Source organism: Nocardia caishijiensis NBRC 108228 (assembly GCF_001612825.1).
Taxonomy (GTDB): domain Bacteria; phylum Actinomycetota; class Actinomycetes; order Mycobacteriales; family Mycobacteriaceae; genus Nocardia; species Nocardia caishijiensis.
Genome location: NZ_BDBE01000034.1, coordinates 102953 through 115868 on the forward strand (window position 1 = coordinate 102953; position 12916 = coordinate 115868).

General features: G+C 70.2%; 12 protein-coding genes. 8 read left to right on the top strand and 4 right to left on the bottom strand.

Going from position 1 to position 12916, the window contains the following annotated elements:
• Nucleotides 1-290 precede the first annotated feature (290 nt).
• The 4 genes from NC7_RS18645 to NC7_RS18660 are packed head-to-tail and all read left to right on the top strand — an operon-like array spanning nucleotide 291 to nucleotide 4026.
• Nucleotides 291-2867, top strand: coding sequence for an AAA family ATPase (locus NC7_RS18645; protein ID WP_067984865.1), 2577 nt, complete (start codon nucleotides 291-293; stop codon nucleotides 2865-2867).
• A 17-nt stretch (nucleotides 2868-2884) separates the two neighbouring features.
• Nucleotides 2885-3289 carry a hypothetical protein gene (locus NC7_RS18650; RefSeq protein ID WP_236573480.1) on the top strand — a complete coding sequence of 135 codons (405 nt, stop codon included), beginning with the start codon at nucleotides 2885-2887 and terminating at the stop codon, nucleotides 3287-3289.
• Between the two features lie 44 nt (nucleotides 3290-3333).
• Nucleotides 3334-3732, top strand: coding sequence for a YchJ family protein (locus NC7_RS18655; protein ID WP_067984868.1), 399 nt, complete (start codon nucleotides 3334-3336; stop codon nucleotides 3730-3732).
• 18 nt (nucleotides 3733-3750) lie between these two features.
• Nucleotides 3751-4026: an Rdx family protein gene (locus tag NC7_RS18660; protein ID WP_067984870.1), complete on the top strand. Its 276-nt coding sequence runs from the start codon at nucleotides 3751-3753 to the stop codon at nucleotides 4024-4026.
• Here NC7_RS18660 and NC7_RS18665 read toward each other — a convergent pair whose 3' ends face one another.
• Nucleotides 4027-4239 (bottom strand): FmdB family zinc ribbon protein, encoded by a 213-nt coding sequence (locus NC7_RS18665; RefSeq protein WP_067984872.1) that lies wholly within the window; start codon nucleotides 4237-4239, stop codon nucleotides 4027-4029. It abuts the gene before it with no gap.
• A gap of 335 nt (nucleotides 4240-4574) precedes the next feature.
• Between NC7_RS18665 and NC7_RS18670 the strand changes: the two genes are divergently transcribed.
• A complete protein-coding gene (locus NC7_RS18670; RefSeq protein ID WP_067984875.1) occupies nucleotides 4575-6152 on the top strand; it encodes a carboxylesterase/lipase family protein in 1578 nt (525 codons plus the stop codon).
• A gap of 48 nt (nucleotides 6153-6200) precedes the next feature.
• On the opposite strand, the gene manB is transcribed toward NC7_RS18670, so the two are convergent.
• The 3 genes from manB to rfbD form a co-directional block, all read right to left on the bottom strand.
• A complete protein-coding gene (gene manB / locus NC7_RS18675; RefSeq protein ID WP_067984877.1) occupies nucleotides 6201-7280 on the bottom strand; it encodes a mannose-1-phosphate guanylyltransferase in 1080 nt (359 codons plus the stop codon).
• 110 nt (nucleotides 7281-7390) lie between these two features.
• Nucleotides 7391-8284, bottom strand: coding sequence for a glycosyltransferase family 2 protein (locus NC7_RS18680; RefSeq protein WP_067984879.1), 894 nt, complete (start codon nucleotides 8282-8284; stop codon nucleotides 7391-7393).
• Between the two features lie 11 nt (nucleotides 8285-8295).
• Complete coding sequence (rfbD, locus tag NC7_RS18685) at nucleotides 8296-9153, bottom strand: dTDP-4-dehydrorhamnose reductase (protein ID WP_084458592.1); 858 nt, start codon at nucleotides 9151-9153, stop codon at nucleotides 8296-8298.
• Between the two features lie 191 nt (nucleotides 9154-9344).
• Between rfbD and NC7_RS18690 the strand changes: the two genes are divergently transcribed.
• The 3 genes from NC7_RS18690 to NC7_RS18700 all read left to right on the top strand — a co-directional run bounded on the left by NC7_RS18690 (nucleotide 9345) and on the right by NC7_RS18700 (nucleotide 12915).
• The gene (locus NC7_RS18690; RefSeq protein WP_167352442.1) at nucleotides 9345-10757 is read left to right on the top strand and encodes an LCP family protein; all 1413 of its coding nucleotides are present in this window, start codon (nucleotides 9345-9347) and stop codon (nucleotides 10755-10757) included.
• A gap of 3 nt (nucleotides 10758-10760) precedes the next feature.
• Nucleotides 10761-11474 (top strand): TIGR03089 family protein, encoded by a 714-nt coding sequence (locus tag NC7_RS18695; protein ID WP_067984882.1) that lies wholly within the window; start codon nucleotides 10761-10763, stop codon nucleotides 11472-11474.
• 115 nt (nucleotides 11475-11589) lie between these two features.
• Entirely contained in the window at nucleotides 11590-12915 is a 1326-nt protein-coding gene (locus NC7_RS18700) for a cytochrome P450 (RefSeq protein WP_067984884.1), read from the top strand.
• The last annotated feature ends 1 nt before the right edge of the window (nucleotide 12916 follow it).

Sequence of the window (12916 nt, forward strand, 5' to 3'; positions counted from 1 at the left end):
CGCGCCTCAACTCTTGCTGTGTGGGGCGAACTCTGGCATTCTGACCTGTTCGGTTCGACCGGACCGCCCGGGCCGCTCAACGCAGCGTAGCGCGGGTGAGAGCACCTCATCGAGCTGCCCGCCGGGGTGGGCGAGGGGTGGACATCGAGGGCCGCCTCGCGGCGCCACGATGGCCATTCCACTCCCGCGGGCAGATTCGCTGGGGCGCAGCGCATCCCCTGGGCGAACGCCCGGCGATCGGGTAGCGTTTCGGGCACAGTTGCGCGCGGGGCGCGAAGGGGGTGTCGCCAGTGTGCTCGGACCGCATCACCGAGGTGGTCGCGCGCGAGCTCGCCGCCGACCCGGCTGTGGAGGACCGGGTCGCCGATTGCGTGCTCGCGGCGCTCACCGAGGTCGACGATGCCGTCGACACCGCCGATGCCGGTGACACGGGCGTTTTCCTGCGGGCCGTCACTGTGCACGGATTCCGTGGCATCGGGCCCACCGCCACCCTTCGCCTGAATCCCGGTCCCGGCCTCAGCCTGGTCGTCGGCCGCAACGGCAGCGGTAAGTCCAGCTTCGCCGAAGCCGCCGAATTCGCGTTGACCGGCGGCAACCGCCGCTGGGACGGGCGCACCAGCGCTTGGCGGGAAGGCTGGCGCAATCTGCACGAACCCGATCTCGCCCGGATCGAGGTGGAGCTGCTCACCGGTGGTGGTGAGGTCACCGTCGCCACGCACTGGACGCCCGGTGCCGAACTGGCCGAGGCGCAGTGGACCGAACGCCGTGGCGTCGCCTCGCCCGCCGTCATCGACCCGGTGAGCAAACGGCAAGGCCTCGATCTGTATCGCCCCTTCCTGTCCTACAGCGAACTCGGCGCCCTCGTCGACGGCAAACCCAGTGACCTCTTCGACGCCCTGCACCGCCTGCTCGGCCTCGACCAGCTCGCCGCGGCCGCCGAGCGGATCCGATTGCGCAAACTGGAACTCGAACGCGCCGTGAAACTGTCCAGACAGGACCGCGCCGACCTGCTCGACGAACTCACCGCGGTCGACGACGATCGTGCCGACCGCGTCGCCGAACTGCTCCGTGAATCCGAGCCGGACCTCGACGCCATCGCGGCCGAGGTGGCGGGCTCGGTCCTCGGCGCCGAAGGCCCGGACGGCCTGCGCGCCGTCCTGCGCGTGTCCCTACCCGACCCCGCCGAGGTCGTGGCCGTCGCCGACCGGCTCGCTGCTGCCGCCGCCGACCTGGCCCGCCACGCCACCACCGATGCCGAAGCCGACCTGCGCGTCCTCGAACTGCTCACCCGCGCACGCGAACACGTCACCGCTGTCGGCGCCTGCCCCTGCCCGGTGTGCGGCCGGGGCGATCTCGGCGACGACTGGCTCACCGCCACCGATGCCGAGATAACCAGGCGCAGCGCTGATCTCGACGCACTGTGCTCCGCTCGAACGGAATTCGAATCGGCCCTCGCGGCGGCGCGCGCACTGCCGATGCCGCTACCCGAGGAATTCGCCGATGCTCCGGTCGTACAAATCAGTTCGACGACACGGGCTTTCGAGCCAGCGGCGACTCCCTCGCCGCTGTCCGACGAGGCACCGTGGTCCGGATCGACCGCGAGTGGCTCTTCCCACGACAGACCAAGCGCTCCCAAGTTCGAGGGAACCGCCGCGCCGACCCGACCCGAGACCTTGGGTGAACGCCGCGACGCGGTTCGACGATGCTGGCGGGCGTGGGCGTCCCTCGCCACCGCCGACTACGACGAGCAGTTGCCCGACCACCTCCGGACCACCTATCAGGACCTCGCCGCCGAACTCGCCGCGCTGCAACGCGACGCGCGCGTCGAGCTCGAACGCCTGGACGCGGTGTGGTCACCGCTGGTGCCGCGCATCCTGGCCTGGCTCGACCCGGCCCGGGCCGTCGCCGCCGACGCGGGGGAATTACGGCTCGTGCGCAAGGCGGCGGACTGGCTCAAGTCGGCGACGACGACGATCCGGGGCGAACGGATGCGGCCGCTGGAGACGACGGCGCGGTGGGTGTGGAGCACGCTGCGCCAGCAGAGCAATGTGGAGCTCGGGGCGATCCGGTTGCAGGGCAGCGCGGGCACGGCCCGGCGGGTTCTGCTCGACGTCACCGTCGACGAGGTGGACGGCGCCGCCCTCGGCGTGATGAGTCAGGGCGAGCTGCACGCGCTCGGGCTGTCGCTGTTCCTGCCCCGAGCCACGGTGGCGCACAGCCCGTTCCGCTTCGTGATGATCGATGATCCGGTGCAGGCGATGGATCCCGCCAAGGTGGACGGGCTGGCCCGTGTCCTCGCCGAGGTGGCGCTCACCCGGCAGGTCGTCGTGTTCACCCACGACGAACGCCTCGCCGAAGCCGTGCGCCGCATGCAGCTCGACGCCACGGTGCTCGAGGTGCAGCGCCGCGAACGCTCCGTCGTCGAGGTGCGGGTGACCGGCGACCCGGTACGCCGCTACCTGGACGACGCCCGGTCCCTGCTGCGCACACCGCAATTGCCCCCCGCCATCGCCGACGAACTCGTCGCCACCTGCTGCCGTTCGGCCATCGAAGCGGCGGGCCTGGCCAAGGCGCGGCACGAACTGCTCGCCGCCGGACTCGCACACGCCGAGGTGGAACGCCGCGTCCGCAACGCGCACACCACGCGCGCCATGATCACCCTGGCCATCATGGGCCCGCGCGCCCGCGTCGACGATCTGAACAAGCACCTCAGCGCGGTCGGTGGCCGCTGGCTCGTCGGGGTCCTGCGGGACGCGACGGCGGGCGCCCACGTCCCGATCGACCGCCCGATGCGTGAATTGATCAGCGACACCGAGCGATTCATCGCCTGGCTGCGTGCCCACGAACCGGCGATGGCGCGGTCGTGAACCGCCGCGGCCGACCGGTGCGAGCGAGATTCACCCCGCGTCCCACCGTGGCCGAACGCTTGGAAGCCGCCGAGGACCTGTTGAACGGGTCGGTCTCGGACGCCGGGGGCGTGTGGTCGCGGGCCGTCGCCTGGATTCTACGGTTGGCGTTGGAGCAGGCCGTGGACGAATTGTGGGCCCAGATCGCACCGGAACTCATGCGTTGCCCGATGCGTGCCCAGCTCCTCGCCCTTCGCGTCTACGCGGGCCCGGACACCGCGGGCCAGGTCGGTGCGCTCTGGGCCGCGCTGTCGCGTGCCGCCCACCATCTCGACTACGAGATGGCGCCCAGCGTGACCGACCTGCGCCGCTGGCGCGACCAGACCACCGAACTGTGGCGGGCCCTGGAACTGGTCCCCCTGGCGCACCAGCCCTTCGGCTGAGTCCGGCGACCTCGGCGATCGCCCGCGCGCCCGCACCCGGCAGGATGATCCCCATGGGTGACGCGAAACCATGTCCGTGCCGACGCGGCGAACCGTTCGATGCCTGCTGCGGTCCGATCCTGACCGGTGAGCGCGCGGCGCCGACCGCCGAGACCCTCATGCGCTCGCGCTACACCGCCTACGTGGTCGGCGACACCGGCTACCTGCTGCGTTCCTGGCATCCGGACACCCGCCCGAAGGGCCTCGAGCTCGACCCCGACCAGCGCTGGCTGTTCCTCGAGATCGTGCGCACCGAACGCGGCGGACCGTTCGACGACAACGGCACCGTCGAGTTCGTCGCCCACTACCGCCTCGACGGATCGCGCGACAGCATGCACGAGGTCAGCACCTTCGTCCGCGTCGACGGCGCCTGGGTGTACCTCGACGGTGTGTTCGCGGCCTGAACCGGGGATACTGCACCGGTGGCCCGCATCGCGATCGAATACTGCACCCAATGCCGCTGGCTGCTGCGGGCGAGCTGGATGGCGCAGGAACTACTGAGCACCTTCGGCACCGAGCTGACCGAGGTGGCGCTCGTGCCGGGGGAGGGCGGCGTCTTCCGCATCACCCTCGACGGCGACCAGCTGTGGGAACGCAAGGCCGACGGCGGTTTTCCCGAGATCGCGGTGCTCAAGCAGCGGGTGCGCGACCGGATCGCTCCCGGACGCGACCTCGGGCACGTCGACCGGCACGGCTGATCAGCAGCAGCCGCCCCCACCGCAGCAGCCGCCACCCGAGGGTTGTGGCGCGGGCGCGGGTGCCGCGCGCCCGACGGTGGCGAAGGTGGTGAGCAGTTTGACGGTGTCGTCGTGGCCCGCCGGGCACGACGCCGGATCCGAGGACCGCGCCATCGGCCGGTTCACCTCGAAGGTGTCGCCACAGGAGCGGCACCGGAAGCTGTAGTTCGGCATGCGGCAAGTGTAGGTCGCGCCGAACCGATCGCCACCTTACGGTTCAGCACACCGGCAGCTACCGGAATGCGAGGGAATACGACCGGCCCGCACCCCGTCGACCTGTGCCGGAACCACCTCGACGGAACGCGGCTTCGGCGGCACGGGTCAGCCTCGGACCGCCCGATCACGAGGTGGCATCCGTGTCGGAGAGTAACCGTTACCTGCGGAAATGGCGCGTTGGCGGTGTGCCAGTCGGCGTGGGACGTACTCTCGTAAGGAGTCACCAGGTGCTGCGGCCCACGGGAGCAAATGCACAGGCACTCGTGCGGGCGCGCCAGGCTAGGAGGTGTGCGATGAGCATTCAGCCCGATCTCGACCCAGGCACGTGGACCCACGAAGCCGAACCACTGGCGCACACCGCGTACGGCACGGTCAGCGGAATCTGGGACGGACCGATCGCCGTGTGGCGCAGCATCCCCTACGCCGCTGCCCCCGCCGGACCCCACCGGTTCCGCCCGCCGCGTCCGCCCCAGCCGTGGGACGGCGTGCGCGACTGCGCCGTCTTCGGGGAGATCGCGCCGCAGGCGATGGGTGCGATGGTGCCCGTCGACTCGGATCTGCGCATGGGGGAGGACTGCCTGTGGCTCAATGTGTGGTCACCCCGTCCGCAACCCGCCGAGGACGAACCGCGACCGGTGATGGTGTGGCTGCACGGCGGTGCCTACTGTCTCGGTACCGCGGCGCAGTCGATCTACAACGGACGCAGACTCGCCGAGGCGGGCGACGTGGTGGTCGTGAGTGTGAACTACCGCCTCGGCGTGCTCGGATTCCTCGATCTGTCCAGCTTCGGCGAACAGTTCACCCCGAACCTCGGCCTCCACGATCAGCTGGCCGCGCTGGCCTGGGTGCGCGACAACATCGCCGCTTTCGGCGGCGATCCGGACAACGTCACCGTCTTCGGTGAGTCCTCCGGTGCGGGATGCGTCACCGCGCTGCTCACCTCACCCGCGGCGGCCGGGCTGTTCCACAAGGCCATCGCCCAGAGTCCGCCCGCGACAACGGTGTTCGGGCAGGAACGCGCCGCCGTGGTCGCCGAACGCTTCCTCGAACTGCTGGAACTCGGTGTGGGCGACGCGGATCGGCTGCTCGAACTGTCGGTCGAACAGCTGGTCGAGGTCGGCGCGGTGCTGCTCGACGAGGTGCCGACCAAGGAGCCCGGTCGGCTCGCCGCGGCGCCGGTCGTCGACGGAGACCTTTTGCCCTCCTATCCGATCGAGCGGTTCCAGCAGGGGCTTTCCCACCGGGTGCCGTTGCTGATCGGCAGCAACAAGGACGAGGCCTCGCTGTTCCGGGTGCTCAAGTCCCCGATCATGCCGGTGACCCCCGACGCGGTGAACGCCATGCTCCAGGACGTGGCCGCCAGCCACCCGGAGATGTCACCCGAACGGATCGCCGAGATCACCTCCGCCTACCCGGACCTCACCAAACTCCGTGGCGCGCTGGCGATGTCGACCGATGCCGCGTTCCGCATGCCCGCCGCCTGGGTCGCTGAAGGGCACGCCAAGCACTCACCGACCTGGAAGTACCGCTTCGATTACGCGACGCCGATGCTGAAGGCCGCCCGGGTCGGCGCGGGACACGCCACCGAATTGCCATATGTCTTCGGTAATTTCGGCACACTCAACCACGACCCAACCTTCTGGCTCGGCGGTCGCAAGGTGTCGCTGGCGGTTTCGGGTCGGATGCAGCGCCGCTGGTTGGCTTTCGCCGAACACGGCGTGCCAGCCGCACTCGACGGCTCCAAGCACTGGCCGCACTACCGGCCCACCGACCGCACCACCCTGCTCATCGACACCATCGACCGGGTCGTCGACAACCCCGACGCCGATCTGCACACCGCCTGGGGTGACCACGCCGTCGGCTTCGGCTGAGGAACGAGCACGCCGGGCCGTCGACCGGAAGTCGACGACCCGGCGGTGTCACACGTCGGTGGAGAAGCGGATGCCGCCGTCGGGGATCTCCACGCCCGGCCACACCCTGGCCCCGCGCAGCAGTTCACAGCGGGCGCCGACCTGGGCGCCGTCACCGATCACACCGTCACGCACCAGCGCCCGAGGACCGATCCGGGCACCGAAGCCGACGATCGAGCGCTCGACGGTCGCGCCCGCCTCGACAACCGCGCCGTCGAAGATCACCGCACCGTCGAGTCGCGCGCCCGCACCGATCTCGGCACCACGCCCGACCACGGTGCCGCCGATGAGCAGCGCGCCCGGCGCCACACCCGCGCCCGGATGCACCAGCGACTCACCACGCTGACCCGGCAGCGCGGGGGAGGGAGCGATGCCGCGCACCAGGTCGGCCGAACCGCGGACGAAATCCTCGGGAGTACCCATATCGCGCCAGTAGGAGGCGTCGACATGGCCCTGCACGCGGGCACCTTCGGCCAGCAGCGCGGGGAACACCTCCCGCTCCACCGACACCGGACGGCCGGTGGGGATCTTCTCGATGTACTCGCGGCGGAACACATAGCAACCGGCGTTGATCTGGTCGGTCGGCGGGTCCTGGGTCTTCTCGAGGAATGCCGTGACCCGGCCCTGCTCGTCGGTCGGCACGCAGCCGAACGCGCGCGGATCGCTCACCCGGACCAGGTGCAGGGTCACATCGGCGTTGCTCGACTCGTGGGTGTCGAGGATCGCGCCCAGGTCGGTACCGCCGAGCACGTCACCGTTGAACACCATCACGTTGTCGGCGCGCAGCTTGGGCAGCACGTTGCGGATGCCGCCACCGGTGCCGAGCGGCTCGGTCTCGGTGACGTACTCCAGCTCGAGCCCCAGCTCCGAACCGTCACCGAAGTGCTCCTCGAACACCTCCGCCTTGAACGAGGTGCCGAGCACGACGTGGGTGATCCCGGCCTCGGCGATGCGGGCCAACAGGTGGGTCAGGAACGGCAGCCCGGCCGTCGGCAGCATCGGCTTGGGCGCCGAGAGGGTGAGCGGACGCAGCCGCGTGCCCTGTCCGCCGACGAGGATGACCGCGTCGGTGCCTGCATTGCCTGCCATCGAGTTTCCCCTGTTCACAGTGGACCGGCCCTACTCAGGCGCCGGTGTCAATTTGCCTGCCTCGGCGCCCTACGTGGTTACGCAGGCTGCCGCCTCCGGGCGCTGACGAGTCAGGCAGTTCGCGCTTTCTCACGCAGCGCCGATCGAACCGCAATCCGGGAGCGAACCGCAAGTCCGGCCCGCAAGGCGAGCCGCAGCGGCGCCTGCCACCAGTGCGGATGCCGGTCGGCCTGGAAACGGTAGGCGCTGGCGTGGTGGGCGGGCAGCATCAGTTCCGGGTGCTTGCCCGCGGCGTGGCCCTTGGCGTGGGTCACCTCGGCGTCCGGGACGAACACATTGTGCCAGCCCGCCTTGCCCATGCGGTCACCGAAGTCGACGTCCTCCATGTACATGAAGTAGCGCGAGTCGAAGCCGTCGATGGTGTCGAACGCGGCGCGACGCACCAGCAGGCACGAGCCCGACAGCCAGCCGACCACCCGCTCGGACAGCTCCTCGTTCTCCTGCCGGTAGCGCACCGACCAGGGGTTCTTCGGCCAGATCGCGCCGAGGATCGCGTGTCCGGCGCCGTCGGCCAGGCCGGGCACCCGCCGTGCCGAGGGATAGACGCTGCCGTCGGGTTCGCGGACCATCGGCCCGAAGGCGCCCGCGCGTGGCCAGCGCCGCGCGGCCGCGAGCAGCTTGTCGATGGAGTCGACACCCCAGCGGATGTCCGGGTTGGCCAGGATGACGAATTCGATCGACGGATCGATCTCGGCGACGGCTCGGTTGATGGCGCCGCCGTAGCCGATGTTGCCGCCGGTCCGCAGCAGCCGCACGTGCGCGTTGGCCTCGGCCACCAGTTCGGGCACGCCGTCGGTCGACCCGTTGTCGGCCAGGATCACCTGCGGCTTCTCGCTGGTCGCGTCCGCGAGGGTGGTGATGAAGTGCTCGAGGTGCTCGCCCGGTGAATAGGTCACCGTGACGACGGCCAGACCGGCCGGGGCGGGGGATTCGGCTGCGTTCACGACTGCGCAGCCTAGTCGGACAACCGGCGAAGTGTGTCGGTGAGTGCGCGACGCCAGGGCCGCAACGGGGTCAGGCCCGCGTCGTTCCAGACCCGGGGTGACAGCACTGAATAGGGCGGGCGCGGTGCGGGTCTGAGGAAGGCGCTCGAATCGCACGGCAGCACCCGCGCGGGGTCGGCGCCGAGCTCGGTGAACACAGCGACGGCCAGGTCGAACCAGGTGGCGGTGCCGGAGTTGGTCGCGTGCAGCACCCGTGGCGCGTCGGGACGGTCGGCGAGTTCGAGCAGGGCGGCGGCCAGGTCGATCGCACTGGTCGGTGAACCGAGCTGGTCGTTCACCACGGTGACGGTGTCGCGTTCGCGTTCGAGCCTGCGCATGGTCGCGACGAAATCCCCCTCGACACCCGCGTACACCCAGGCCGTGCGCACGACCTGCGCCTCGGGGCAGGCGTCGAGCACGGCCCGCTCACCCGCCAGCTTCGACTGCCCGTACACGGTCGCCGGACCGGTCGGGTCGTCCGGTTCGTGCGGTGTGCTCGCGGTGCCGGGGAACACATAGTCGGTGGAGACGTGGATGAGCCGGGCACCGGTCGCCGCGCAGGCGGCCGCGAGCACGGCCGGGCCGGTGGCATTGGCCGCGAACGCGGCATCGCGATCGGTTTCGGCGGCGTCGACCGCCGTGTAGGCCGCGCAGTTGAGCACCACCGTGCCGGGTGTGAGGATCGCCTCCACCGCGGCGCGGTCGGTGATGTCGAGCTGTGCGCGGCCGAGGCCGCGCGCCTGCGGGGCGAGACGCAGGATTTCCCGGCCGAGCAGCCCGTGCGCGCCGGTTACGATCAGGGGAGCTCGAGTGGGGAAATCGGCATTCACGCGGCCAGTCTGGCACGCCGCGAGACCTGCGGGTCGGCCCGACTGTGGTAACTGTTGGTTAGCCTGTGTTCACGACAGTGGGGTTGGCGGGGAGGCGTGCGGGCGGGGCGCCGCGTAGTCGAGAGGAAGCACCAGTGCGAGAGTCGACAGGATCACCGTCGGCCGCCGCGCCTGCGGGCCCGGCGAAGGTGATGGTGGCGATCGCGGCGGTCCTCGTGCTGGCGGTCACCGGATTCGCCTGGCGCAGCGTCGACAATCTGATCGCCAATATCGAACGCATCGGGGGCCTCGGCCTCGGCGGCGGACGCGACGGCGCCGTCGACATCCTGCTCGTCGGCGTCGACAGCCGCACCGATGCCCACGGCAATCCGCTCACCAGCGCCGAGCGCGCCATGCTGCACGCGGGCGACGAAGTGGGTACCAACACTGACACCATCGTGCTGGTCCGCGTCCCCAACGACGGTCGATCCGCCACCGCCATCTCCATCCCCCGCGACTCCTACGTCGACGTCCCCGGCCAGGGCAAATCCAAGATCAACTCCGCCTACGGGGCGACGAAGGAGACCGAGCGCGCGAAGATGCTCGCCGACGGCGACACCGAGGCCGACGCCGAACGCGACTCGACCAAGGCGGGCAGGCAGGCGCTGATCAAGTCGGTGGCCAATCTCACTGGCGTCACCGTCGACCACTACGCCGAGGTGAGCCTGCTCGGGTTCGTGCTGCTCACCGACGCGGTCGGTGGGGTCGAGGTGTGCTTGAACAACGCTGTGGACGAATACATGTCGGGTGCGCGGTTTCCGGCGGGTCAGCAGCGTCTCGACGGTCCGCAGGCTCTGAGCTTCGTGCGTCAGCGCCACGATCTGCCGCGCGGTGACATCGACCGGATCGTGCGTCAGCAGGTGTTCATGGCCCAGCTGGTCGGTCAGCTGCTCACCGCGAAGACCCTGGCCGATCCCGGCAGGCTGAGCCAGATCAGTGAAGCCGTCGGGCGAACCGTCGTCCTCGACGACGACTGGGACGTGCTGGCCTTCCTGCAGCAGCTCAAGGACCTCTCCGGTGGTCAGGTGGAATTCGACACCATCCCCGTCGCCGACCTCAACAGCATGACGGCCAGTGGTGAGTCCGTGGTGCGCGTGGAACCGAAGGCTGTGCAGGACTACGTGGCCGGGCTGGTCGGCGAGGAGAAGCCGGTCGAGGAGCAGAAGGTCGACCCGTCGACGGTGACGGTGAGCGTCTTCAACGCCGGTGGTGCCACCGGTCTGGCGGCCGAGGTCGCGGCCGCGTTGACCGGCAAGGGTTTCCGAGAGGGGCTCGTCGGGAACTACTCCGGCGGGAGTGTGAGCTCGAGCCGGGTGCTCGCCGCCGACAGCGCCGATCCGAAGGCCGTCGCGGTGGCCGAGGAACTCGGCGGCCTGACCGTGGTCGCTGATCCGTCGCTGTCGGCGGATTCGGTGAGCGTGGTGCTGGCGAGCGACTACTCTGGTCCCGGCTCGGCCGCGGCAGGCATGTTCGATTTCGACGGAACATCCTCGGCGACCGCCACGCCAGTACCGCCCGCCCCGCCGATCGACGCAGGCCAGAACGGACCGAAATGCGTGAATTGACCCATGCGTGAGCCTCATTCGACACTGACCGACGCCCTCCTCGACCCGATCCTCGAACGCGATCCCGCCGGACCGCGCGTCACCTGGTACGACGACGCCACCGGCGCCCGCATCGAGCTGTCCGGGCTGACGCTGGCCAACTGGGCGGCCAAGACCGCCAACCTGATCCGCGACGAGTTCGCGCTCACCCCCGGCGCCCGGGTCGCGGTGCTGCTGCCTGCGCACTGGCAGACGGCCGCGGTGCTGCTCGGCTGCTGGTGGGCCGGAACCGAAGTGGTGCTCAGCCCCGATCCGGACGCCGACCTCGCCCTGGTGACGCCCGACCGGCTCGACGACGCCGACGGCGTCGATGAGGTGGCGGTGCTGTCGCTGGACGCCATGGGCACCCCGGTGCGCGACCTACCGGTCGGCGTCACCGATTTCGCCACGGCGGTGCGTGTGCACGGTGACCAGTTCCTGCCCGGCGGCTTCCGGGCGGCCCTCGACGGTATGTCGGTGGGTGAGGTGCTCGACGCGGCGAAGAAATCCGCGGCGCTGCAGGGCATCTCCGCCGGTGACCGGGTGCTGTCCAGCGCATCCTGGGACACCGCCGCCGAACTGATCGACGGGTATGTCGCCGTGCTCGGTGTCGGGGCGTCGTTGGTGCAGGTGGTCAATCCCGATGCCGCCGCCACCGAGCACCGGGCCGAGACCGAACGGGTGACCGTACGGCGTTGAGCCACTCGACTCCTACCTGGGTATAGGTCGCCCTCCGACCGGAGAACGTGGTTTCTGTCACACCCCGTCCGTACTGTGGGAGTCATCTTCAGCAGTACGGCACAAAGGGGTGGCGATGAACGTCGGGTACTGGATCCGCTGGTCTGCTCAGCACGGTATTCCCCGTGCCTTCCTGCGCTGGCGGGCGCGGCGCGGCGACGCCTTCGCCACGCTGCTCGCCGGGGAGCGCGGACTGCACGATCCGTACCCGCTCATCGAGGAACTGCGCGGCCCCGGCCTGCGGCGGACGCCGTTGGCGTACGCGGTGTTCGAACACGCACAGGTCCGAAGCATCCTGCGCGACACCCGGTTCGGCGTGTTCCCCGCTCTCGGGCCCGAGGTGCCCGCACCGTTGCGCAAGCTGGCCGAACGGGTGGTTCCGCCGCCGAGCCCGGTCGAGCCGCCGTCGATGCTCGTGCTCAATCCGCCCGAACACACCAGGATGCGCAAACCGGTGGCCTCAGCGTTCACCCCGCGCGCCATCGGCCGGTTGCGCGACCGGGTGGAAACCGTCACCGCCGAGCTGCTCGACGCCATGCCAGCGCACGGCTCGATCGATCTCGTCACCGATTACGCGGCCCAGGTGCCGATCGCGATCATCGCCGAGATGCTCGGCTTTCCCCCCGCCGATCGCGAGCTGTTCCTGCGCTGGGGCGACCGGGTCACCCCACTGCTCGACATCGGCACCTCCTGGCGCTCGTACCGGGACGCGATGGCCGCCACCGATACTCTGGCCGACCACCTGGCCGAGCACATCGACCGCCTGCGCGACGAACCCGGCGACGACATCCTGTCCACCCTGGTCGGCTCGGGTGATCTGACCATGCGCGAACTGCAGGCGGGCGCGGGGCTGCTGATGGGCGCGGGCTTCGAGACCACGGTCAACCTGATCGGCAACGCGGTGGCCGCGCTGTCGGCCCACCCCGACCAGCTCGCCATCGCGCAGAACGATCCCGATCGCTGGCCCGACGTGGTGGAGGAGGTTCTGCGGTTCGACCCACCCGTGCAGACCACCGCGCGGGTGGCGCTCGAGGACGTCGAGGTCGACGGTGTGCGAGTGAAAGCGGGCGCCACCCTCATCCTGTCGCTGGCCGGGGCCAACCGCGACCCGGCGGTCTTCACCGACCCGGCGCGCTTCGACATCGACCGCCCGAACGCCAAGGAACACCTGGCCTTCAGCAGCGGCATCCATGCCTGCCTCGGCGCCAGCCTGGCCAGGATGGAAGCGGTGCACGCCCTGCGCGCGCTCTACACCCGCTACCCGGATCTGCGGTTACGCGGAGAACCGGTGCGCCGCAACCTGTTCACCCTGCACGGGTTCGAGCACATGCCGGTCGACCTCGGCCCGGTCGCGCGGTCCGGGGCACCCGACGACCTGGCCGGTGCCACCACCAAGGGGTGAG